A 24,249-nucleotide genomic window follows, 5' to 3' on the forward strand; every position below is an offset into this window, starting at 1 on the left:
CTTTATCCAATCCCTGTTCATCATCCCGGAGCTTCTCCGGATCTTATCAATAAACTATATCAACTCACCACAGTTTATCAAAAAAACTCCATTTTCGCAAGAAAGACAGCAATAAATTTGATTTATTCCTGTCTTTTCGCCGAAATTATTTAATTTCAAAATATTTCTGTCTAAATTTCAATAATATATCTCTCATAGGCATTTATGATCGTCGTGTCCTCGTATTTTGATTCGCGGACAAAATCTCTTCCATAATTTATATGCACATGGCCATGGACAAAATACTTAGGTCTGTACTCCTCCATAAGCGTTCTGAAACACTTAAAACCTGTATGTGGGAGATCCTCGGAATCATTTATCCTGTATGCAGGCGAATGGGCAACAAGTATGTCAAAGCCCTTGTTCCTCATGATCTTAAACCTGAGTTTCCGTACTCTTCTGGCCATCGCACGCTCGGAATACTGATGATCCGCACCACCAAACTTGTATTCCATCGAACCGCCAAGTCCCAGAATTCTGACACCCTTATACACATAAAGCTTGTCGTCTATGCACTCGCAGCCCCCCGGCGGTGTATCCTTGTAGCACACGTCGTGATTGCCATGGACATAGAGAACGGGCGCATGACTGAATGTCGCAAGGAACGACAAATACTGTGGCGATAAATCGCCACAGGATATTATCAGGTCTATTCCCTCGACCTTACTCTTATCAAAATAATCCCACAAATACTTGGATTCTTCATCCGCCAACAACAAAATCTTCACGTATCTATTCCCCTGTACTACAGTATACCTTCTCCGTAGGAGATTTATCTTATTTCACTTCCGGAACCGACTTGAGCTCCAGACTCTCCGGTGTGTCTATACCCTGAAGTGCAACTACCGTCTTTGCCTCATCGACAAGATCGTCCTCTGTAGGGAGCATGCCCACTACATTCTCAGCAAGCCAATCCATCTTGAGTATATCTTCATGGAGCATCGCTCCGTCATCTTCATTTCTCACTATTCCGTTCTGGGATGTAAGCTTTCCGCTGAACGGTGTGATAGCGCCCTCTCTTATGAGGTTTGTCATAACCGATATGAGCTTCTGTGTTCCGGCCGGAAGGTGCTTTGAGCATATGACGTCAACTATTCCCGCTGACATACCCCACCAGTAGCTTATCGCATTGCTGGTCTCGTTCTTCTCCTCCTGCTTCCAGTTGCCCTCCAGTATGGATCTAAGGATCCTCTCATAGAATGCACCCCAGTTGTAGAAAGGCATGGCAAGGTTGACGACCTCTCCATTCTGATCATAGTGATAAAGTCCGAAGTTTCGTGACGCATCATCCGGCATGATCATGTCTCTATCGGATATATATGTTATTCCATTTCTCTCGAAGAACTTCTGTGGATCAGCATTCTTAACCTTCGTCCACTGCAGATATATCTTTGCCCTAGGGTTGACCATCCTTGCTCCGATGGCAAATGCATTGATGTTCGCTGTTGTTCCGAATATCGGATAATCAGCTACATATCCTATCTGTCCGTCAGCACACAGGCTTCCCGCTATCATACCGGTGAGGAACTTCACTTCGTACATTCTTGCATAATAGGTACGCACATGGCTGTTCGCAAGGCTGAGGGAACAGTTAAGTATCTTTATCTCCGGGTGGAGCACTGCAGTCTTAAGAGCCTCAGGAAGCATCTCAGGCCCTGTCGTAAATATCACATCATACTTCTCATCCACAAGTCTTCCAAGGCACTCTGTCAGCTTGGCAGGTGTATCCACATTACAGAAGGTTCTGCTGTCGATAGAATCTCCGAGTTTATTCTCCATGTCCATTCTACCCAGTTCATGGCTGTATGTCCAGACCGAGTTGGCTGGCGACTTATCATACACAAATGCCACCTTCAGGTTCGAAGGGCCTGATGGCTTTATAACCCTGTCGAGTATGGACTTCTTAGGCTCCACAGGATCGAGCTTTGGAAGAACCGTCTTATCCTTCTTCTCATTTGTGAGGACTATCTCATTCCATACCTTGTCAACACTGTCCTTCACCTGGGATGTAGTCATGTTCTTAAGAGCTTCATAGCCATACACATTGAGGAATACAAGCATGGCATCGTCCACTGTTATAGTGAGCTCCTCATTGCCCTTCTTAGCAAGATAAGCCTTCTCAAATGCGAGATGTGCCGAGTTGAAATCCAGTCTCTCATCCTCTGTGAAAACCGCATCCTTAGTGATCCCTATGAACTCCCTGAGCTTATCATATCCACCGAGCTGTGAGAAATATACATAGTTGATCCCCGTCTGCTTGTGGAAATCTATAAATTCAAAATATATCTTATTCTCAAGTGAGTCTGTCCTTCTAGGTATCTTTCTTGTAACCATGGCAGGAACTGAGTCCGCACCAAAGTATTTGAGCACACTCACTCTCTTATTTCCTTCTACTACATAGAATTTGTTCATATACTCATATACCTTTATCGGGTCATGTATACCTTCCTCTATGTGGGACTCACACAATGCGGCCCATTTCATTCCAAATTCAGTATGATAATCCAATATAGGCATAAAATTACTAGCAAACGCCGTCGTCCTTGCAGCGGTAGCAGTTCCAACCACGCGGTCAAGCGATATAGTCTGGAGACCAAGATTCACTTCACCTACAGTGTCAGATGGTGATATTATCTCATCCAAAACCGGAAGATATGGATATTCATTTTTTGCTACGGCTGCCTGATATCTCTTCTCACCAAGCTTCTGAGCCCTTAAATATTCGTTTGCTGACATACTATCACTCTCCTTATTCAAGACCATATAGTAATACTATAAAATTCAATAATCAAGAATTTGTTTCCTTCCGATCCGCCAAAATTATCTGCCTTTCAACTGCATGTTTTGTGAATTATGTATAAATCGCATTGTATGTTATGCATAATTACCACTTGATTTTTTCCGTAACATGCTGTATTATATTATTAAATTCAGAAGATTTCACATATTTTCGAACTTAATGTCGGTGTGTGTGAATATCAATATACTTAAGGAGTCTGGCTAAAACACTTCCACCAGGCTCCTTTTTATTGTAGCATCTATTCTGTTCTTTTACAGCATTCCCCATCAAAATTCATTGATTTCGACTGCATCATTGTTCATCTTCCCTGTATGCGTCAAATGTAACCTTTATGTCAGTTCCCTTACCTGGTTCACTGTCCATATCAAGCTGTGCATTGTTGCGGGCAACTATATGCTTTACTATGGCCAGGCCAAGTCCTGTGCCACCTGTGGACTTCGATCTGCTCTTGTCCACTCTGTAGAATCTTTCAAATATCCTCTCCTGATGCTCCTTCGGGATTCCTATTCCCGTATCTTTCACACGAAGAATCACCTTATCATCCACAGTCTTTACGGTTACATCAACGCTTCCGTTCTTGTTGTTGTATCTGATGGCATTGTCTGTGAGGTTGTACACAAGCTCCTCCATCATCATCTTGTTCGCATATATATATCCGTGACTGCCATCATAGCTGAGTGTCACACTGTTCTTCTCTGCGTTTATCGCCAGCATATCCGTGGCTGTTCTGGCTATGACCGCCAGATCGATCTTCTCCATCAGTGGCGCATCCTCGGATACATCCAGCTCTGACAGTCTGATTATATCATTGATGAGGGTGAGAAGTCTGTTGGAGTTCTTGTGGATCTCAGTTGCAAAATGATGCACATCCGCCTCGGTAGCCATACCGGTCTCGATGAGCTCCGAATACCCCGATATAGATGTGAGTGGCGTCTTGAGCTCATGTGATACATTTGCCGTGAACTCCTGTCTCATCTGTGAGCTCTTCACTATATCCGCATGCTGCTTCTGTATCATATCTATGAATGGGCGCATCTCCTTGTACGCAACTATGTGGGTATCGTCATCCAGACTGTTCGCCATCTGCTCTATTGGTTTCAATATGTTTCTGGTCAGATAGTGTGTCACTATGATGGTGACACAGACAAGGATCGCCATCACCACCAGCATGACCGGCACAGCCGCAAGGAACATACTGATTACATTGTTGGTCTCCCTCGCTATTCTCAGCACCCTTCCAGACTTGAGCAGTATCGCATAGTAATATGTGCTCTTATTGAGGGTTGCCGACTTTCTTATAACATGTCCATCACCATTTTCAAATGCCTCTGCTATCTCTGGTCTGTCAAGGTGGTTCTGCATGGAAGTCTCATCGGCCTGATTGTCATACAGAACACTGCCGTCAGGCGCTATAAGCGTCAGTCTGAGGTCATTGGTATCCACGCTTGCATACACACCGGTGTCATCCGCGTCGAAATCTCCGGTATTCTTAAACACCTCAGCATACCCCTTCAGATCCCTTATGATCTCCGCCTTGTACACCTCATAGAATATAAACGTCGACAGGACCATGGTCACCGCTATGGCCACCAGTGAAAAGATGATAAACTCCAGATTGATAACCTTTTTCAGTCTTTTATCGTCTCTCTTACCCATATGCTACTCCATCTTATACCCTACATTTCTAACCGTCTTTATCATATTACCTGCTTCGCCAAGCTTCTGTCTCAAAGTCTTGATATGCATATCAAGGGTTCTGGATTCGCCCTCGTAATCCGTTCCCCACACATCCGACATGATCGTGTCTCTGTGAAGGACTATTCCTGCATTAACCATGAGAAGCTTTAAGAGTTCAAACTCCTTGAAGGTAAGCTCACACAACTCACCGCCCACATGCACCTCGCGTCTCTCTGAATCAAGGGTTATATCCCCGAGTACCATCTGCTTGTCATCCTGCAGCGCCCTGCTTCTTCTGAGCAGTGCCTTGACTCTGGATATGAGCTCCATCACGCCAAATGGCTTGGTGAGGTAATCATCCGCTCCTATATCCAAGCCCTTGACCTTGTCAAGCTCTGTAGTCTTGGCTGTCACAAGGATAATCGGAACTCTGACAGTATCAGGTCTGCTCCTGAGCTTCTTCACAATCTCAAGACCATCCATGTCTGGGAGCATGATATCCAGGAGTACCAGATCAGGGACCTTCTCCACAGACCTTGAGAAGAAGGATTTCGCATTCTCAAACTCCTCCACCGCATATCCGCTGTTTTTCAAAGCAAACATCTCTATCTCTCTTATATTCTTATCGTCTTCTACAATATAAATATGTACTGCCATTTTGTCTCCTTTCCCTGTGTAATACCACTTTCATTTACATGCGTATTGCAATTTTATTTTTATCATTATTTTTTTATTTATACATGCCAGATATCACTTCAGCTTGTACATCTCTCTGTAATATGTGTACATGCTCTGGAAATCTATGTTGGAATCCTTCTTCATGTTATCCAGATATTCATGTGTATCAAAGTTATCTGATTTTAACTGAAGCATTGCCACCGCCACGTTGGAACAGTGATCTGCAACTCTCTCATAATTGTTGATAAGATTCTCCAGTGATATTCCGAGCTCAATGGTACATTTTCCCTTCTGAAGTCTCTTGATATGCTGCTTCTTAACCGCGCTGTTGAGCTCATTGATGGCTTCCTCAAGCGGCTCCACATGGGATGCCTCCTGAAGATCTTCTTTGTCGTAAGCCTCCACAGTCATGCTGACTATGTTCTGAACTGCATCCTTGTATACACCCAGCTCTGACTTTGCCTTTTCTGAGAAGGACGCGCCCGCCTCATTCATCTTCCTGCATATATCCGCTATGGTTATGGCGTGATCCGACATTCTCTCAAGGTCACCTATGACATGAAGTCCGATCGATACCTTCTGGCTATCCTCATGGGAGAGCTCCTTGCTGCTGAGCTTTACCATATAAGAACCGACCTCATCCTCATAGGTATCTATGATGCCCTCAAGATCCTCAACCTTATCCCTGACCGCTTCATCATAATTATCAACCAGTGACAGTGCCATATCAACACTGTTCTTTGAAAGCTGAGCCATGTATTTTACGACCTCTATACAGTGTCCAACAGCAAATGCTGGTTTCTCAAGGAATCTGGCATCCAGACGCTTGAGCATCTCCAGCTCTGCAGGAGTATTTTTCTCCACCTCATCCTTATCTCTGACAGTGAGCGTTGCAAGCTTCTCAAGTCCGCCTGAGAACGGAAGCAGAAGAAGTGTCGCTGCAACGTTGAACACACTGTGTACAACAGCTATACCAGCTGCATTCGCTGAATCATTCAGGAACTGGAAGTGTACAAATGAATTGACCGTGTAGAACACCACCATGAACACGACTGTTCCTATGATGTTGAAGTACAGATGCACAAACGCAGCTCTCTTGGCATTCTTCTTGGTTCCTATACATGATATCAGTGCCGTTACACAGGTTCCTATGTTCTGACCCATGATGATTGGGATCGCCGTCCCAAATGACACAGCCCCGGTTGCACACAGCGCCTGGAGTATACCTACAGATGCCGAAGAACTCTGTATAATAGCTGTTATCAACATTCCCACAAGCATTCCAAGGAATGGATTGGAGAACATGGTGAGTATATTCGTAAATTCCGGTACATCCTTAAGCGGAGCAACCGCACCGCTCATCATCTCCATACCAAACATGAGCACTGTAAATCCAAGAAGGATTCCACCTATATCGTGCTTCTTCTCAGACTTGGTGAACATGAGGAATATTATTCCTATTACTGCGAGTATAGGTGAAAAGGATGAGGGTTTCAACATATTAATAAATATATTGTCACTCTGTATTCCTGTAAGGCTGAGTATCCATGATGTTACTGTTGTTCCTATATTTGCACCCATAATGATACCCACTGCCTGTCTCAGCTTCATGATGCCTGAGTTTACAAGTCCAACCACCATAACTGTGGTCGCCGATGATGACTGGATCACTCCTGTCACCGCGGCGCCCAGCAGAACACCCTTTATAGGTGTGGATGTGAGCTTTTCCAGTATCTTCTCCAGCTTACCGCCAGCCGTCTTGGCAAGGCCATCTCCCATCACGTTCATTCCATACAGGAACATTGCAAGTCCGCCCAGAAGGGATAACACATTGAAAATATCCATATCTTTTGTCTCCTTATTACATTTCCAATTACTTCTGTATAAGGACTTGTATATACAATATCCCTTTTACAGCGTCTGTTTTATCAGAGTCTATTGTAAAAGGGATATGTAAAATGTGAGATATGTGTATGTAAAATCTGTGTAAATTTAAAATCTATGTAAAATCCTGCAAAATATTTGGCACAGTTTTGTGGTATCACATAGACCTTTTTTCTGTTTTCATCTGTTTATTTGCTTCCGAGAGGCTCATTTATGAGCAGATACACCGCACTTCCAAGCATTCCTACCAGGAACATGCCATAACCGCCACATATGAACATCAGCTTTGCGAATGATACATCTCCCAGCACAGGGAGCATGTGGAGCAGCAATGCTGCAGCACATCCCGCAAGTCCGCACACCACCATGCTGACTGTTATGAAAAGTTTCATATTGCCTATACCTGTTCTGTGTGACAGTTTATTTATCTTCGTACATACACACTTCATACAAATCACCTCTTTTCGTCCATGACTCAATCATCAGTCTATATGTTCTCCTGTTATTGAGAAGAGGACCCACTCTGATATATTCGTTGCGTGATCGCCAATCCTCTCAAGATACTTGGCAACCATAAGAAGGTCACAAGCCTGCTCTCCATCGTCAGGATTATCGTGTATCATAGCGATCAGTTCATTCTTGATCGTATCGAAAAGGCCATCAACTATATCGTCGTGAGCAATTACACTTTTTGCCTTCTTCTCATCAGCATTCACATACGCCTCTATGCTTGCCACCAGCATAACGATTGTCTCCTTTGCCATCTGCTGGACATGCTCAAGTTTCTTGATATATGGGGTTCCTGCCATGCAGAGTGTGAGCTCAGATATGTCCGAGGCGTGATCTCCTATCCTCTCCATATCCGTGATCATCTTAAGTGCAGCTGATATACTTCTCATATCACCCGCAACCGGCTGCTGGGTAAGGAACAGCTTAAGGCACAGATTCTCAATCTCTCTCTCCTGATGGTCTATGGCGTCATCCGCCTCGATCGCCTTCTTTGCAAGCTCTGTGTCCTGAGCCACGAGAGCCTTGATCGCCGTCTCGATCGCCTGCTCGATCATAGTTCCCATCTCTATCATCTCTGCGTGAAGCTTTCTAAGCTGCATCTCATATTTGTCTCTCATCATGTCCCTCCTAACCAAATCTACCAGTGATGTAATCCTCTGTACGCTTATCAGCCGGCTTGCTGAACATCTTTTCTGTCTCTGCGTACTCAACGACCTCTCCGAGAAGGAAGAATGCTGTATTATCTGCAACTCTGGTTGCCTGCTGCATGTTATGCGTAACCATGATAATGGTGTATTTGTCCTTCAGTTCAAGTACCAGGTCCTCTATCTTGGATGTCGATATAGGATCAAGGGCCGATGTAGGCTCATCCATGAGAAGTACCTCAGGCTCCACTGCCAGTGCTCTGGCTATACAGAGCCTCTGCTGCTGACCACCCGAAAGACCCAGGGCTGATTTCTTCAGTCTGTCCTTGAGCTCATCCCATATGGCTGCCTGTCTGAGAGATCTCTCAACTATCTCATCAAGCTTTGCACGGTTTCTTATTCCATGGGTTCTTGGGCCATATGCTATATTGTCATAGACACTCATCGGAAAAGGATTCGGCTGCTGGAACACCATTCCAACTCTCTTTCTCAAAAGGTTAATATCCATTCCGCTGTATATATCCTCTCCATCAAGCCTCACATCACCTGTTATCTTGCATCCCTCTACCAAATCATTCATTCTGTTGAGCGACTTAAGGAATGTTGACTTACCACAACCTGATGGTCCGATAAACGCTGTAACCTCATTTGCCGGAATATCCATATCAATACCCTTAAGGGCATGGAACTTTCCATAATAGAGGTTCAGATTTTTAACGCTGAACTTAACGTTATTATTCATCTATTTTTCTCCATTCTTTTTGAACACCAGCCATGCAAAATTTGCCTTCGGCAAATGGCTGGCGCTACATGCCAAGTTTTCATATAAAACTTGACACATCACTTAATTTGCTTTATCTGCTGCAACCCTGCCTGCAATCTTGTCGGACGCAAAGTTGATAAGCACTACAAGTACAAGAAGCACTACCGCTGTTGCATAACCCTGATCCGTGTGAAGTCCTTCTTTTGACAGAAGGTACATATGAACCGCCAGAGTTCTTGTTGAATCGGTAAGCTTTGTCGCCATCTTTGCAACCGATCCTGCTGTGTATATGAGTGCTGCCGTTTCGCCCACGATACGTCCTGTCGCAAGTATGATTCCTGACAGTATTCCAGGAACGGCACTTGGAAGCACTACTTTGAATACTGTTCTGAGCTTTCCGGCTCCCAGTCCAAAACTTCCTTCTCTATAAGACTTAGGCACTGCCATAAGTGCCTCCTCTGTGGTTCTCATTATGACCGGAAGAACCATTATCGCCAGGGTTAACGCACCTGATATGAGTGATAATCTAAGTCCACACGCATTTGTGAAAAACAGCATTCCAAAAAGTCCGTATACTATCGAAGGTATTCCTGTAAGTGTCTCCGCTGTGATCCTCACAACCCCAACCAGCTTGTTGCCAGTCTTTGCATACTCCACAAGATATATCGCTGCAAATATTCCTATCGGACCTGCTATCAAGAGGGACAGCAGCGTCATGTAAACCGTATTTATAAGTGCCGGCACCAGCGAACAGTTGTCCGATGTATATTCCCAGCTGAATATGTCTGCATTAAGATTTGGAATTCCTTTTACAAGTACATACACCAGCAGAAATCCTATGGAGAGCACAGTTATGAGCGTTGCCAGATGTACAAGGATAAACATTATGAATGATCCCGGTTTCTTTCTGTACTCAGCCCATTTCTCAGACCATGTGCTCTTGTTTACAGCCTCTATGCTGTCAACATCAACTATGGATGAGGGATCGTCCTCAGGTGCCGTCTTTTTCGTGCTGATTATTGTATTTTTTGTTCTGTCATCGCCACATGCGACAACGGTATTTATTCCTTCTACTCTCTCTGCCATCTATGCCACCGTCTTTCTCTTTATGATGGAGAACAGGAGGTTGATAATGAGTATGAATACGAACAGTACCACGCCCGTTGCTATCAAAGCCTGTCTGTGCAGATCCGTCGCATATCCCATCTCCATTACTATATTTGTGGTGAGTGTTCTGACGCCTCTCAGTATTCCGTCAGGCATATGAACCTGGTTTCCTGCTACCATGATAACCGCCATGGTCTCTCCAACTGCACGGCCAACACCAAGGATAATCGCTGCCATAACTCCTGACTTTGCCGCAGGAACAACAGTCTTGAACACGCTTCGCTCATGTGTTGCTCCAAGTGCCAAAGCTCCCTGATAATACTTGTCAGGTACCGCTCTTATTGAGGTCTCTGATACACTGATGATAGTTGGAAGTATCATCATTCCAAGAAGTACTGATGCCGTGAGCATCGTATTTCCATTTACTCCAAATATGCTTCTCACCATCGGTACAAGCACACACATTCCAAAGAATCCATATACTACCGAAGGTATTCCGGCCATCAGATTGATAAATGGCTTTATAACTTTATATAATCTGTCGGGACAAAACTTTGCCAGATATATCGCCGTGAGAAGTCCTATCGGAACCCCTATTATCAGCGCTCCGGCTGTCACATATATGCTTCCTAATATGAAAGGAAGAATGCCATAGTACCCATTTGTAGGCTTCCAGACCTCACCTAAGGTGAAGTTCCCGAAGCCTATCTCCTTAATGGCCGGTATTCCATTCACGAACAGGAACACACATATGAGTGCCACTGCTGCGATGGATACCAGAGCTGCAAGAAGGAATACTATGTGCATAACTATTTCTTTTACTTTATGCATAAGCTGATTACTTTACGTCCTCCCACTTTGCTGCTGAACCTGTGAATATGTTCTTGACCTGATCTACTGTGTAGTCATCAGCAGGGTTGTTGTTATTTACTATAACTGCAATTCCGTCCATTGCTATTACTGTTGCCTTAAGACCAAGTGCAGTCTCTGTGTCCTTGAGCTCACGTGATGCCATACCTATATCGCATGTTCCATCTGATGTTGATGTGATACCTGTTGTTGAATCGCTCTCCTGAAGCTCGATGTCAGCATTTGTGTTGATCGCCTTGTACGCCTCGATAAGCTTCTCCATAACAGGTGTTACTGACGATGAACCAGCTACAACGATCTTGCCCTTTGGATTTGTCGAAGTAAATGCACCGCTGTTCGCAACCTCAATGTACTTATTTGCTGAGATGATCTTCTGTCCATCCTCGCTCATGATGTAGTTGATGAAATCCTGTGCAACATCGCTGATGCCATCCTTTGTAACGATGTTGAATGGTCTTGAGAGGGTGTATGAACCGTTGTTGATGTTCTCCTCACTTGCCTCAACTCCACCGATCTTGAGTGCCTTTACTGTATCGTTGAGTGCTCCGAGAGATATGTAACCGATTGCATAATCATCTCCTGCTACTGTTGTGAGTACGACCTCTGTGCTGTTGCATGTGATGGCATTTGTTGTTGTGTTGTCGACCTTATTGCCATCTGCATCCTTCTCCTCAACTCCTGTGAGCTCTACGAATGCTCCTCTTGTTCCTGAGCCTTCCTCTCTTGATACTACTGATATATCCTGTGTTGCATCGAATCCGCCATCTGCGCTCTTTGATGAATTATTTCCACAGCCAGCAAGACTTCCTATCATAAGTGCTGCTCCAAGTGTTACTGCCAATACTTTCTTTAATTTAACCATTTTCTTTTTCTCCTTACTTTGTCCATATTCTTTCTTGGAACATCAGCCATGCAAAATCGCTTTATGGTATGGCTGATGCTGCATAACAAGTTTTCTACGAAAACTTATTACATGTGTTCTGGAACATCAGCCATGCAAAATCGCCTATCGGCGATGGCTGATGCTGCATAACAATTTTCTACGAAAATTGTTACATGTGCCGGTTATCTCTTGAACCGGTCTTTGCAAATATTGTATTATTGGGACATATCATTCTTTGCTTATTTCCCGGAAAAGAACTCGCGCGCCTTTCGTTCTTTTCTTTGCACTATGATAAATGGCACAAGTAAAATACATAACCAGCGCAATGTAAATTGAATGTAAAGTCGGCGTTAATCAATGCATGCTGAATGTACAGCAAATAATCTGCCATAACTTATAAATTACAACCAGAAAGTGGGATAAATATACATGACAAATACCAGTTTAGAAGTAATAGGATATGTGAGATGTGACTATAAAGAAAAGTTCGGCATTCCAAGGCAGAGCGGTCTGACAGACTGCGCCGCCGCTTTTATAGAGATGCTTCCACCGTACAATCAGGCAGAGGCTTTCAGAGGGCTTGACGGATTCTCCCACATATGGCTGCTGTGGGACTTCTCCAGGGCTCACAAGAATGGTTTTACCGCAACAGTAAAACCCCCAAAGCTGGGCGGTAACCAGCGGATGGGGGTTTTTGCCACCAGATCACCTTTCAGGCCGAACAACATCGGTCTGTCATCGGTGAGACTTCTGGATATTATATATAATGAAGAAAACGGCTGTGTACACGGACTTGTGGTGTCGGGTGCCGATATACTGGACGGAACACCGGTGTACGACATCAAGCCTTATCTGCCATACACCGACAGCCATCCGGAGGCGACCGGGGGCTGGACAGACTCCCTTGATATTCCGGAGCTGTCTGTATGTTTCTCTGACGATATCGCCGTCAAACTTGAAACTATATTTTCAAGTGCACAGATCGAAGCTCTGAGGGAGGTTCTTGCACAGGATCCAAGGCCTGGCTATCAGGATGAACCGAATAGACGGTATGGGATGCTGTATGGCGGGTATGATATAAGGTTTACCATATCCGGTGACACACTTACCATATGCGAAGTGGCTGAGCCCGGACCACAATGATACAAAAAGGCATTTTACCGGCATAAAGCTGAAAAATTATGATATTTTCTCATCATCATGGCTGTGACGTTCCTCTCATCAAAGCTGATATTTCCCAGTAGTTTCACCGGCATGACCCCCATCAAGGAATTGGTCACAAAGCATTCCTGATATGATGACAGTTCATCAGGGAATATCACCGTCTGCGTGACCGCCTCTGATTCACAGATATACCCCCTTACTGTTCCAGGCAGGAGACCTGAGTCTATCGCGGGTGTGTATATCCTGCCATCTCTCACAAAAAATATATTGCTCACCGTACCCTCGCATATCTGTCCCTTTGTATTCAGGAAGATCCGTTCATCCATTCCAGCTTTCCTAGACCGCCTTTTTTCAAGAATGCAGTCTCCGTAATTCATGGTTTTATGATATACGAACGGCGATGTCTCATTTCTTCTAACATTACTTATGTCCATTGCAAACCCCCGTTCGTATATATCCGGGGTGTAAGGATTATCTCTCATTGAAAAAACCACATTTTCCTGAGTCAGCATGATCTTTAACGCACATCGCCTCATATGACCTGATCGATCTCTGTAATCATGCTCACTCATCCACTTTCTCAGATATTTCAGCACAGTTATCCTGTCTATGCCCCGTTCTGCTGGCATGCCAAGATCCAGGAATCTTGCAGCATCTTCCAGGCGTCTCAGATGCCTGTCAAGAAATATCGGCCTGCCGTCAACCACACTTATAGTTTCAAATGCTCCAAGACCAAATTGAAAGCAATCATCCATTTTTACATTCATTTTACATTTCTCCCATTTTCATCATTTTCAAATGCTACTGCAATGCACTGAGTATTGCTTTTGCCTTATCCCATGTCTCTTCATACTCTGCACCAGGATCTGAATCGACAGTAATACCGCCTCCAACGCCAAGATAATACCTGCCATTTCTGTACAATACAGTTCTTATCACTATATTAAAATCGCATTTTCCATCCAATGTAATATAACCAATAGATCCGGTGTAAATATTTCTCTTTCCGCATTCAAGTTCATCTGTGATCTCCATAGCCCTGCGTTTCGGCGCCCCTGTAACAGAACCACCCGGGAACGCCGCAGTAAGAAGAGACATCACATCTTCTCCATCCTGCAGCACGCCTTCTACATTTGCCACCTGATGAAAAACAGTCGCATATTCTTCTATCGAAAACAGTTCAGTCACTTTTACGCTTCCCGGTCTGCACACACGGTTCAGGTCATTTCTCTCAAGATCTACAATCATCAGAAGTTCGCTCTTTTCCTTCTGTGATTTCTCAAGCTCCCTCCTGAGCGCCTCATCCTCCCTGACAGTCTCTCCTCGTCTCCTCGTCCCCTTTATCGGCCGGGTATACACATGGCGATCCTTTATCTGCATGAACCGTTCAGGAGATGCGCTCACTATCTGATAATCTCCCAGATCAAGATATCCACCAAATGGCGACGGATTGCTGACTCTCAGGTCATGGAACACGTCCAGAGGCTTTTTATCACTGTCGATAACCATATGCCTTGTCATATTTGCAACATATACATCACCCTCGGTTATATAATCCTTCAGTCTTCTTATAGAGTGCTCATACTCTTCCCTGCTGCATTCTTCGTACACATTCAAGTTATACTTCTTCCTCTTTTGTACATCTTCACTCGTCCTGTCAATTATATTGCCATTTTCCCGATCATCCCTGCCGCAATACTTCTCTATATCATTCTCCATTACATCAATATTTGACTGTGCATCACCTGTCATCCCATTTGCCACAAGATATGTCTCTTTTTTTAGACAATCTTCAACAACGAAACAGTCATAGAAGATCATGACTGCCTCTGGAACAGACACAAGGTCTTCATTGATGGAGCCAATCCCCATCCTGTCCATTCCATAATCGTAGGATACATACCCTATCGCTCCTGATACGATCGGCAAATCCTCCGAACTCTTATCCATATGCTGTACAAGATACTGTCTCATATATTCTTCAAATGTTATATCCTTTTCAGAATCTCCATTAACCTCAAATGTATCCCCATTCTTAACAAGCCTGAGATATGGGCATCTCCCAATGATCGAATAGTGTCCCAGATTATTCACAAGGGATGAGTCAAGAAATGCTATTCCTGTCTCATCCTCATATATTTCAAAAACATCAGCTGCACACACATATCTGTCAAGTTTTTTTACCACTCGCCTCATACTGCTCATATATGACTCCTTATCTGCAATTAAACTTCTCCGCCGCTATACAAAAATTATACAATATATCATGACCATACTCCGTAAGTACCGCTTCCGGGTGAAACTGCACCCCGTACAACGGCAGCCTTCTGTGTGATATTCCCATAACTGCACCATCCTCGGATATAGCATCCACCTGATAATCATCAGGCAGACTGCTGCCATTTATTACCAATGAGTGGTATCTTGTGACATGAAAGCTTTCCGGCAGCCGTGCGAACAGACCTGTTCCACAGGTATGTATCTCTGTCACCTTTCCATGCATTGGCATCTTTCCTTTTTCAACAATGGCGCCCGCACAATACCCAAGTATCTGATGTCCAAGGCAGACTCCAAGTATCGGAATCTTCCCCTTATACATGTTCACAACATCCACACACATTTTTGCCTCCCATGGCCGCCCAGGTCCCGGTGAAAGTATTATGCCCTCCGGCTCCAGATCTTCCACATCATGCAGAGATATCCGATCGCACCTTTTTACGGTCACACATCTTCCCATTTCCTCGAAATACGCCTTCAGGTTATATACAAACGAATCAAAATTGTCTATCATCAGATACATGCACTTCTCCTTATCCGCAATCACTATAAAACACAAAAAGGATAACAGCCGGCATGCCAAAGCATGCACAGTCGTTATCCTTTTCGGTCCGTAATCTGCACGTTATTTTTATCTTTGATTTTTACAGATTCTAACATATCTGACCGCAGAAAGCAAATGCCTTTGCTACTTTTGCGCAGTCTCACTATGCAATGCGCCTACTGACGTGCCCTCTCATAGGCATCTGCATACTGCTGTTCCTGTGAGTTTATCTCCTCAACATCACGGTTCTGTTTCAATATGCAGGCACGTAAAATTTATGTAAACGAACCGCTACGCCGACTCCACCTCATATGTGAATCCGGCATCCGTGATCGCCTTTATCGTATCCTCCATGCCCTGTCCGTTCTCTGTGAGATAACCCGATGCAAAGATAGAATTGACAACAGTGAGAAGTCTCTTCTCCTCACCCTTGAAATATCTCTCCCTGCCCGCGGCACATCTTATATCCGCCTGTGGCACCATGAGCCTCGCAAGGCACAACACCTTCAGGCAGTACTCCGTTGTGAGTACTGACGTATCAATGTCCCCCAGTGGCGTGCCTTCTATCGGAAGAAGAAAGTTAATAGGAATCGCCTCGGGATTGATCTCCCTGAGTTCCAAGAGCATGTCCACCACATCCTCCCTGCTCTCACCCATTCCTATGATGCCTCCGCTGCATATCTCAAATCCCACGCTCTGCAGCATCTTTATATTTGCAACTCTCTGGTCAAATGTGTGGGTTGAACATATATTGCTGTAAAAGCCACGGCTGCTGTTCAGGTTGTGATTGATCCTGTCAAGTCCCGCATCCCGCAGTATATGCGCCTGCTTCTCCGTCAGAAATCCGATGGAGCAACACAGGTGTGTTCCGCTTTCCTTCATCTTGCGGATGCGCACCGCAAGCTCCTCAATCTCCTCATCCATGAACTTCATTCCGCTGAGGCCTATACAGTGTCTGGACAAATGGTATTTGTCCACAAAATCATTGTCCCTGTAAAGCTTCTCATCGCCAACCCAGCGATACTTGTCAATGGCTGCCTTTGAACGGCACGACTGTGCACAATATGCGCAGTCCTGAGAGCAGTTACCACTTCTTGCATTTGTCAGAATATGTATCCCAACGTGTTTTCCCTTGTACTTCTCGCGGAGCTCTCCGGCACGTGCCACCAGCTCGTCAAGCTGATCATCCGGCGTGTTGAGTATCCCTATAGCCTCCTCACGGGATATAGTTGGATCTGCTGTCTTTGTTGTTTTTTCTTCTGAAATCATATCTGCACCTTCCTTTATCGATCATCTATCTTTTTCCCTATGCGATGATCGATGTTTTGTTGCAGCTCTTGTGTATATGATCCAGCCCAGTTGTATTGTTGTCATTTGTGTATATGATTCAGCCCTGTGGCGTTTGTGTGCATCAGTGCGCTTCCAAACTTCACAAGCTACATTTTATCAGCTTATTTTATCAATAACAACAAGATTTTATCACCATCATAAGTTGACATAACATATTTTCTACCCATGGATGGCATTTTGTTGTACATAAAAAAAGAGGCCTCCACATTCTAATGCGCACCCGGAATTCCAGATGTATTCCAGATACATTGATTTGGAGAACCTCTTTTTTATTTTCTTATATTATTCTCTTCTAATTGTGCTCTGGCACTACAGCATAGAACACCAGATCCTCATCGCCGTTGTTCTTCAGACTATGGCTGTGTCCCGGTGGGCAATAATGGCAGTCGCCCGGATTGAGTATCTCCATGGTATCGTCATACTCCATGGTTCCAACTCCTGAGATGATAAATATGATCTCGCTGTTGGTGTCATGTGTGTGCAGGCCAATGGAGCTTCCTGCTGGAAGTGTTGCCCTCATGATCTTGTTGTAATTGCCTACGTGCATGCGTGGCTTGAATACGCCTTCGCCACCCTTAAAGTTCTGAATATTCTGCTCCTCAAGGGAATCGAATGATATCTTCATCTGTTGTCCTCCTTACGAAAAATACGAAAAAATCCTGCAAACGCATGAAATGCGCTCCGCGCGGCGTCTGCGTGCTATGTCGTCAAGTGCACCACACTCTCAAGAAGTCTGTCACAGGCTTCCTCTATTATATCTTCTTCTATACCCGAATAATTGATAACCAGCGTGTGGCTGTCCTCCTGCTCTTTTCCGTGGCAGTACTGGCTGAGGCTAGATATGTTGATTCCTGCCGCGGCAGCCCTGTCCACCATCTCTCTGTCCGTGTATGACGTGTCGATCTCCATAAGGAAATGAAGACCTGCATTCTCTTCCTTTATCGTTACCTGTGGATACAGCCTGTGACTCCTGATACAACCAAGTATCCTGTCCCTGCTGTTCCTGTAAAACTTTCTCATCCTGTTGATGTGCTTTTCCAGATACCCCTCCTGGATAAACCTTGTGAGTGTATACTGATCAAAATTCGACACCGTACACGCATAAAAGCTTAGTATATGATTATACCTTACCATGAGCGGTATTGGCAATACCATGTAGCTTATTCGTATGGTTGATGACAAACTTTTTGAAAATGTATTCATGTATATGACCTTATCTGAGGCATCTATACTCTGAAGTGCTGGGATCGGATTGCCCACCAGACGGAATTCACTGTCATATTCATCCTCTATGATATATCTGCCCTTCTGCTTTGCCGCCCAGCCCAGCAGTTCATATCTCCTGCTCGCCGGAGTGACAGTTCCCGTAGGGAAATGGTGTGACGGTGATATATGCACCACATCAGCCCCGGACCGCTCTAGCGAATCTATGTTGACACCGCTCTCATCCATGTCTATATAACAGCATTTCACTTGATATGCATCGTATATGTGCTGTATCTTCTGATATCCCGGATTCTCCACACCGTATACGCTGTCCCTGCCGAGAAGCTGTATGATAAGACCATACAGATATTCCGTTCCCGCGCCGACTATGATCTGGTTTGGGCTTACAGACATCCCCCTGAACTGATAGAGATAATCCGCAATGGCCTTTCTGAGTTCAAATATCCCACCAGACGGCGATCTCTTCATAAGCTTTTCCCGGTCATCCATCATCGTCTCCCTCATGAGTTTCGTCCATGTCGAAAATGGGAAGTTCTCACTGAGGGTGGAATTGTTCACAAAGTCGGCAAAGAACCTGTTCTGGTCAGAGGCTTCTGCGTGTTCCCTGATCACATGAGTATGCTCTGTCACATGGTCTTCCGGTCGACTGGTATAGCAGGCATTGCTCACTCCCACAACATCCGCATCCTCAGCCTTCACGTCACACACATAGAACCCGCTCTTCGGCTTGGAATAAATATATCCCTCAGCCAAGAGCTGACTGTATGCGTTTTCCACTGTGACGACGCTCACATTCAGATGAGCTGCAAGCGCCCTCTTTGACGGCAGCTTCTCATGGGCTTTAAGATTTCCCATCAATATGTCATTTTTTATCTCTTTGTACAAATGCTCATAGAGGAAATCCATCCCTCTGTCGTCAAATGAATATGTAAGCATCCACTACTCTCCCAATACTATATCAACGATCTTCTGTGTGTCATGTATGACAAATGGTGCGCCAAGGCTCATGATAAACTCCTCGTCTCTGAATCCCCAGCCGACCATGATGACATCCGTTCCAGAATTTCTTGCTGTGGCAAGATCCACATCAGAGTCACCTATATATACGACATCCTTCTTCTCAAGACCAAGCGTTCTGAGGCACTCCTCCACCATGTCAGGTGCCGGTTTCTTGGCTATGCCAGACTTCTCACCAAGTGCGAAATCAAACATTCCCGGGAAATAGTCAACACACAGATCCTGGACTGCGAAATCCGCCTTGTTGGACACAACCGCAGTCTTCACACCTGCTGCCCTGAGCTTTGCGATGGCATCATGTATTCCGTCATATGGTCTGGTCTTGATGGCACTGTGCTCCTTATAATAAGAAGCAAATGTATCAAACACCTTATCTATCGTTGCCACATCAGTTCCCGCCGGCACAGCTCTCTCAATGAGCTTTCGTATGCCATTTCCAACAAATCTTCTAACCTCATCTATAGTTCTCTCAGGGAATCCATGATGAGAAAGCGCATAGTTTGTACTGTCTGTCAGGTCCTCCAGAGTATTGAGTATTGTTCCGTCCATATCAAATATCGCTGCCTTGTATCTCATGTCATACATCTCCTTGTCTTATTTGTAATTATGCTTATTCCCATTATAATCTGTGAGTTAAGGTTGTCAATCAACAATGACGCCACAAAAAATCCGGCACAGGAGGGAGGTTCCTGTGCCGGTCATCAACACTACGAAATGTATTTAGTCAGCAGACGCATTATATGCGCTTCGCGCGGCGTCTACATGCTTTGTGAAATATTATTCAATTGTTATATACTTTGACTTTGGCTCCTCTGGTTTCTTTTCAATCTTTGGAACTGTGAGCTTAAGGACACCGTCCTCAAACTTAGCCTTGATATCCTCCTGTGTCAGATCCTTGCCTACATAGAAGGTTCTGCTTCCTGAGCCGCTGTAACGCTCTCTTCTAATGTATCTACTCTTCTTGTCCTCTTCCTTTGTCTCGCTCTTTGTTGTAGCGTTCACGATCAGGTAACCGTCCTTGAGCTCAATCTTCACATTCTCTTTCTTCACTCCCGGAAGATTCATCTCTACTGTATAATCACTTTCACTTTCTGTTACATCAGCCTGCATAAATCCATTCATCTGTGTCTGCTTTGGTGCTGTGTAAGTCCTCTCTGGATATCCAAAGAAATCATCTAAAAAGCTGTCTCCAATAATACTAGGCATTAACATAAGTCATCTCTCCTTCCAATATCTATCCCCTCTGCCTTTATCACATCAGGTATATATATGTTAATAATTTCGTTTTCTTTTCAAAGGATCGCTTCAAGGCTTATCGTTAATTTCTATTTAGAAGCTCTTTCCTTTGACTGATTATGTTATACCACTTCTGTTAGCACTCGTCAACACAGAGTGCTAATATATTTTGTGAAAAAATTGTGAAATCATATAAATAATACAACTAGACCTTAATGAAACTTAGCAAAACATAAATTTAATGTATTTTATATCTTTGCCCAAAAAGAAAGTCACTGTAAAACATACAATTCCTTGGTTTACAGTGACTTTCTTCATATTTTTCTATTAAATTCTTCTGCCCTGTTTATATCAGCGAAACTTAGCGAAACTTAAATTAAGCCCAATACGGAATATACTTTTTATATCTTAGTGCTGTATCCGAATCCATTACTTTAATATACCCGGCTTCAACAGCACTGGTAAGAAGTCTCGATGCCTTAGCCTTCTCCTTTTCTCCCAAGCCAAATATTTTTCGAATATCTGAATTAGAAATACCTTCAAAATTGACATATACTAAGCACGCCTGCATATAACAGGTTCTTATACGATCTTCTTTCGTAGTCAATTCAAATGGCACTTTTGCAAACAATATTGCCTTTGTGAATTGATTATTCTGATTTTCAATTCTCGGAGCAAGCAGCTCATTCTTACCGGTTGCCTCTACTATCTTATCATAACCACTTCCTCGTTCCTCGCAAATACCACATTTGTGCATAAACCCTGCAATATTTTCATTCCTGGATACCGGAACTGAGTCCACAATTCTTTCGATTGCAACCAATGGCGCTCCTGCATTCGAGAATTCAATTCGATTTTTAAACACATCCACCATCGGATTCGTACCCCTTTGCTGAAGATCCTGATGTATCATTGCATTTGCCAGCAGCTCACGAATAGCAATTTCTGGGAAACTGACTACTGATTTTCTCGTAGCATCCACAATAACTTCTTCCTGTGTAATAATGGTCATAATATACTGCACGATTTCTTCATGTTAAAATACGTAGCCTGCACAAAATTCTTTCTCTCTTATAGCATCCAGCCTGGAGTTTTCTTTATACCATACCACTCTGACAGTTCTTCTATGCAAAAATTCAAATTTCTTTAAATCTTTTGCAATCACCAAAGCACCCATCGCTATTCGCAGTTCATATGGGGTGGAATCAAATGTTCTCCACAATTCTCTTTCTTTGTCCAGATACTCTTTTAAGTTCTTTTTGTTTGTTCCAGTTCTTATATATTCCCCACCAGCAAACTGCACCGGTTGTTTCTCTGCGCAGGGAATATCCATCAACACAATGGTACCTTCATCCATCGGAACTTCAAAAAAGCGAAAATTAATCCTTGGTGAAAGCATCCTGGAAAGCCATGCTTCCAACTCTTCATTCCCCTTTTTCATTTTGCGATACTGAAATTCAGTGCCTACAATTTTGTGCGTTGCATCACCTCTTTAAACTTATATTATTTCATTCTCTATGCAATACATTATATTTTTTATTTGTCCACAATTAATATTATATTTTACAGAACTAAAAAATGATGTCAATGCACACATCACACATAGAACACTTCTTCATCCTCCAGCCTGATACACGCAAGTCTTGCATTCTTTCTTGTGCCCCTCATCCAGCAGCCGCAGTCTATGTCATAGAACAATATATCACGTTCTTTATCGTACATGCGGAACACACGCCCATTGTTCCATGCAAACTCACCTTCCTTGACTGTCGGTGTATGACCGGCGATTATCGTACTATGGCACATACCGCCAACGGTATACCCATCATACCTGGCATTCATATAGAATTCTTCCCTTGAACTGTACTTTGCTTTAAGCTCCGGTGTGTCAAGCTTTCTTATATATCCGGCATGGACTACTATACATTTTCTGCCATTCACATCCATATCGTAGTAATATGGCATGTGCTTTATCCTCTCCGCCCATGCAGAGAGCTGTGAAAATGTGTATCCGGATTCTATCAGTTCATTCACCGTTCCGCATCGGTCAAACCTTACACTGTCATCACGACCTGCGAGCCTGCTCATAGACTTGTACAAAACCTTTGTATCCTTCAGGTCCTCCACGTCAAGATCCATTTTATAGCTGATAATTCTCATCGCCTCTATGTTCTGAACAAAATCCTCGTCATGGTTTCCCCGAATCAGAATGACATTTGCCGGCGCACGCATAATCCACTCCAGCATATCAGCATTCTTCGGTCCTTTATCTATATAATCTCCCGCACATATCAACGTATCCCCATCGCCGAATTGTATCTTTTCGAGCATCTTCTGCAGCTCATCGTAGCATCCGTGGATGTCCGATATAACGTAACTACTCATTTCCAGTCTCCTTTTATACAAACAAACCTTTACTCACAACAGACTTATGGTATTACCTTCATGTAAAAGTCGATACCGCGCAGATGTAAATTGTGGGTAAACGTATGATAATTATACACCCGATGTCTCAGCAAATGGGCATAAAAACAGTCATCTGCCCCTATATTTTTTTGTTATTCACATCAAATTAAACAGTCTTAATTACTTTCTTTCATTTTTCCTGTACCATATATTTCTGATAAATACATACAAAGGAGATTAACTATGGACACCATGAAAACATCTATAAAAAACTACTTGGAATACTGTGACAAACAGAAATGCCTAGATGAAAAGACCTTGAAAGCATATAAGATTGATTTAAATCAATTCGTAAGCTATATTTGCTCATCTGACATCACTGACATTTCCACAAATATATTGGAGGAATACATCGGAATACTTAATAACACATATAAACCCAAGACTGTAAAAAGGAAAATCGCATCTGCTAAGGCTTTTTTTCATTATCTTGAATACAAAGGAATTCTGAATAACAATCCATTTAATAAATTGCAGCTTAAATTTCGCGAACCCATAATATTGCCCAAAACAATTCCAATTCGCACCATTGAAATATTTTTGTCTACTATTTATGAACAACTTAATTGTGCCAAAACCACCTACCAAAGAAGAAATTCTCTGAGGGACGCCGCTGTTATCGAGCTTTTATTTGCAACTGGCATGAGAATTTCTGAGCTTTGTGCACTAAAAATCAATGATATCAACCTATATGATGGAAGTATCCTTATATATGGCAAGGGCGATAAGGAGCGACGAATTCAGATAGGAAGTCCTTCTGTTATAAATATACTGAATAAATACAAAGTTGATTTTCATTCGGAAATAGTAAATTGCAATCACTTTTTTGCAAATCAATCTGGTCGACCTCTGACCGATCAGGCTGTACGCAGAATGATAAATAAATATACTTCACTTGCCGCTATTGATCTACACATCACCCCACATATGTTCAGACATACTTTTGCCACCAGCCTGCTGGACGCTGATGTAGATATCCGCTATATTCAGGAAATGCTTGGACACAGTTCTATCAATATTACCGAAATATACACTCACGTTACATTGGCAAAGCAACGAAGTATCTTGGCAACTAAGCATCCAAGAAATAATTTTAATATTTGAATGCTGAAA

23 protein-coding genes and 1 pseudogene are annotated in these 24,249 nt (G+C 43.5%); 2 read left to right on the forward strand and 22 right to left on the reverse strand.

Going from position 1 to position 24,249, the window contains the following annotated elements; translation table 11 throughout:
* Positions 1-170: 170 nt before the first annotated feature.
* The 11 genes from DW159_RS10830 to DW159_RS10880 form a co-directional block, all read right to left on the reverse strand.
* Entirely contained in the window at positions 171-767 is a 597-nt protein-coding gene (locus tag DW159_RS10830; RefSeq protein ID WP_055223143.1) for a metallophosphoesterase family protein, read from the reverse strand.
* 49 nt (positions 768-816) lie between these two features.
* Positions 817-2,775, reverse strand: a complete 1,959-nt coding sequence (locus DW159_RS10835; protein ID WP_117550713.1) for a BMP family ABC transporter substrate-binding protein — start codon at positions 2,773-2,775, stop codon at positions 817-819.
* Positions 2,776-3,130: 355 nt separating this feature from the next.
* Positions 3,131-4,495 (reverse strand): sensor histidine kinase, encoded by a 1,365-nt coding sequence (locus DW159_RS10840; protein WP_117550715.1) that lies wholly within the window; start codon positions 4,493-4,495, stop codon positions 3,131-3,133.
* Positions 4,496-4,498: 3 nt separating this feature from the next.
* Positions 4,499-5,173, reverse strand: a complete 675-nt coding sequence (locus tag DW159_RS10845) for a response regulator transcription factor (protein WP_055146522.1) — start codon at positions 5,171-5,173, stop codon at positions 4,499-4,501.
* Positions 5,174-5,266: 93 nt separating this feature from the next.
* Positions 5,267-7,039: a Na/Pi cotransporter family protein gene (locus tag DW159_RS10850; RefSeq protein WP_055146525.1), complete on the reverse strand. Its 1,773-nt coding sequence runs from the start codon at positions 7,037-7,039 to the stop codon at positions 5,267-5,269.
* A 227-nt stretch (positions 7,040-7,266) separates the two neighbouring features.
* The gene (locus DW159_RS10855) at positions 7,267-7,527 is read right to left on the reverse strand and encodes a hypothetical protein (RefSeq protein ID WP_117550717.1); all 261 of its coding nucleotides are present in this window, start codon (positions 7,525-7,527) and stop codon (positions 7,267-7,269) included.
* Positions 7,528-7,560: 33 nt separating this feature from the next.
* A complete protein-coding gene (phoU, locus tag DW159_RS10860) occupies positions 7,561-8,205 on the reverse strand; it encodes a phosphate signaling complex protein PhoU (RefSeq protein WP_117550719.1) in 645 nt (214 codons plus the stop codon).
* Between the two features lie 10 nt (positions 8,206-8,215).
* Positions 8,216-8,974: a phosphate ABC transporter ATP-binding protein PstB gene (pstB, locus tag DW159_RS10865; RefSeq protein WP_117550721.1), complete on the reverse strand. Its 759-nt coding sequence runs from the start codon at positions 8,972-8,974 to the stop codon at positions 8,216-8,218.
* 102 nt (positions 8,975-9,076) lie between these two features.
* A complete protein-coding gene (pstA, locus tag DW159_RS10870; protein ID WP_242992686.1) occupies positions 9,077-10,081 on the reverse strand; it encodes a phosphate ABC transporter permease PstA in 1,005 nt (334 codons plus the stop codon).
* The gene (pstC, locus tag DW159_RS10875) at positions 10,082-10,933 is read right to left on the reverse strand and encodes a phosphate ABC transporter permease subunit PstC (RefSeq protein WP_117550723.1); all 852 of its coding nucleotides are present in this window, start codon (positions 10,931-10,933) and stop codon (positions 10,082-10,084) included.
* Positions 10,934-10,940: 7 nt separating this feature from the next.
* Entirely contained in the window at positions 10,941-11,834 is an 894-nt protein-coding gene (locus DW159_RS10880; RefSeq protein WP_117550725.1) for a substrate-binding domain-containing protein, read from the reverse strand.
* 450 nt (positions 11,835-12,284) lie between these two features.
* Between DW159_RS10880 and tsaA the strand changes: the two genes are divergently transcribed.
* On the forward strand, positions 12,285-12,998 hold the full coding sequence (tsaA, locus tag DW159_RS10885; RefSeq protein WP_117550727.1) for a tRNA (N6-threonylcarbamoyladenosine(37)-N6)-methyltransferase TrmO: 714 nt from the start codon (positions 12,285-12,287) through the stop codon (positions 12,996-12,998).
* Between the two features lie 14 nt (positions 12,999-13,012).
* Here tsaA and DW159_RS10890 read toward each other — a convergent pair whose 3' ends face one another.
* The 11 genes and pseudogenes from DW159_RS10890 to DW159_RS10935 form a co-directional block, all read right to left on the reverse strand.
* On the reverse strand, positions 13,013-13,786 hold the full coding sequence (locus tag DW159_RS10890; RefSeq protein WP_117550729.1) for an aminotransferase class IV: 774 nt from the start codon (positions 13,784-13,786) through the stop codon (positions 13,013-13,015).
* A 34-nt stretch (positions 13,787-13,820) separates the two neighbouring features.
* Positions 13,821-15,224, reverse strand: a complete 1,404-nt coding sequence (gene pabB / locus DW159_RS10895; protein ID WP_117550731.1) for an aminodeoxychorismate synthase component I — start codon at positions 15,222-15,224, stop codon at positions 13,821-13,823.
* 10 nt (positions 15,225-15,234) lie between these two features.
* Complete coding sequence (locus DW159_RS10900; RefSeq protein ID WP_015533771.1) at positions 15,235-15,819, reverse strand: anthranilate synthase component II; 585 nt, start codon at positions 15,817-15,819, stop codon at positions 15,235-15,237.
* Positions 15,820-16,131: 312 nt separating this feature from the next.
* Positions 16,132-17,109 (reverse strand): biotin synthase BioB, encoded by a 978-nt coding sequence (gene bioB, locus DW159_RS10905; RefSeq protein WP_117550733.1) that lies wholly within the window; start codon positions 17,107-17,109, stop codon positions 16,132-16,134.
* A gap of 373 nt (positions 17,110-17,482) precedes the next feature.
* The gene (locus tag DW159_RS10910) at positions 17,483-17,815 is read right to left on the reverse strand and encodes a cupin domain-containing protein (RefSeq protein ID WP_004850052.1); all 333 of its coding nucleotides are present in this window, start codon (positions 17,813-17,815) and stop codon (positions 17,483-17,485) included.
* 74 nt (positions 17,816-17,889) lie between these two features.
* Positions 17,890-19,353, reverse strand: coding sequence for a MocR-like pyridoxine biosynthesis transcription factor PdxR (pdxR, locus tag DW159_RS10915; RefSeq protein ID WP_117550735.1), 1,464 nt, complete (start codon positions 19,351-19,353; stop codon positions 17,890-17,892).
* A 3-nt stretch (positions 19,354-19,356) separates the two neighbouring features.
* Positions 19,357-20,010, reverse strand: a complete 654-nt coding sequence (locus tag DW159_RS10920; protein ID WP_330410626.1) for an HAD family hydrolase — start codon at positions 20,008-20,010, stop codon at positions 19,357-19,359.
* Between the two features lie 201 nt (positions 20,011-20,211).
* Entirely contained in the window at positions 20,212-20,646 is a 435-nt protein-coding gene (locus DW159_RS10925; RefSeq protein ID WP_117550739.1) for an Hsp20/alpha crystallin family protein, read from the reverse strand.
* Positions 20,647-21,046: 400 nt separating this feature from the next.
* Entirely contained in the window at positions 21,047-21,652 is a 606-nt protein-coding gene (locus DW159_RS13925; RefSeq protein ID WP_242992688.1) for an ATP-binding protein, read from the reverse strand.
* 54 nt (positions 21,653-21,706) lie between these two features.
* Positions 21,707-22,144 (reverse strand): annotated as a pseudogene (locus DW159_RS13930) (ATP-binding protein); the annotation flags it as partial.
* A gap of 122 nt (positions 22,145-22,266) precedes the next feature.
* Positions 22,267-23,055, reverse strand: coding sequence for a metallophosphoesterase (locus tag DW159_RS10935; protein WP_117550741.1), 789 nt, complete (start codon positions 23,053-23,055; stop codon positions 22,267-22,269).
* Positions 23,056-23,319: 264 nt separating this feature from the next.
* Between DW159_RS10935 and DW159_RS10940 the strand changes: the two genes are divergently transcribed.
* Positions 23,320-24,240 (forward strand): tyrosine-type recombinase/integrase, encoded by a 921-nt coding sequence (locus DW159_RS10940; RefSeq protein ID WP_117550743.1) that lies wholly within the window; start codon positions 23,320-23,322, stop codon positions 24,238-24,240.
* The last annotated feature ends 9 nt before the right edge of the window (positions 24,241-24,249 follow it).

Origin of the sequence: Coprococcus sp. AM14-16 (assembly GCF_003434675.1) — a bacterium.
Classification (GTDB): Bacteria; Bacillota; Clostridia; order Lachnospirales; family Lachnospiraceae; genus Coprococcus; species Coprococcus aceti.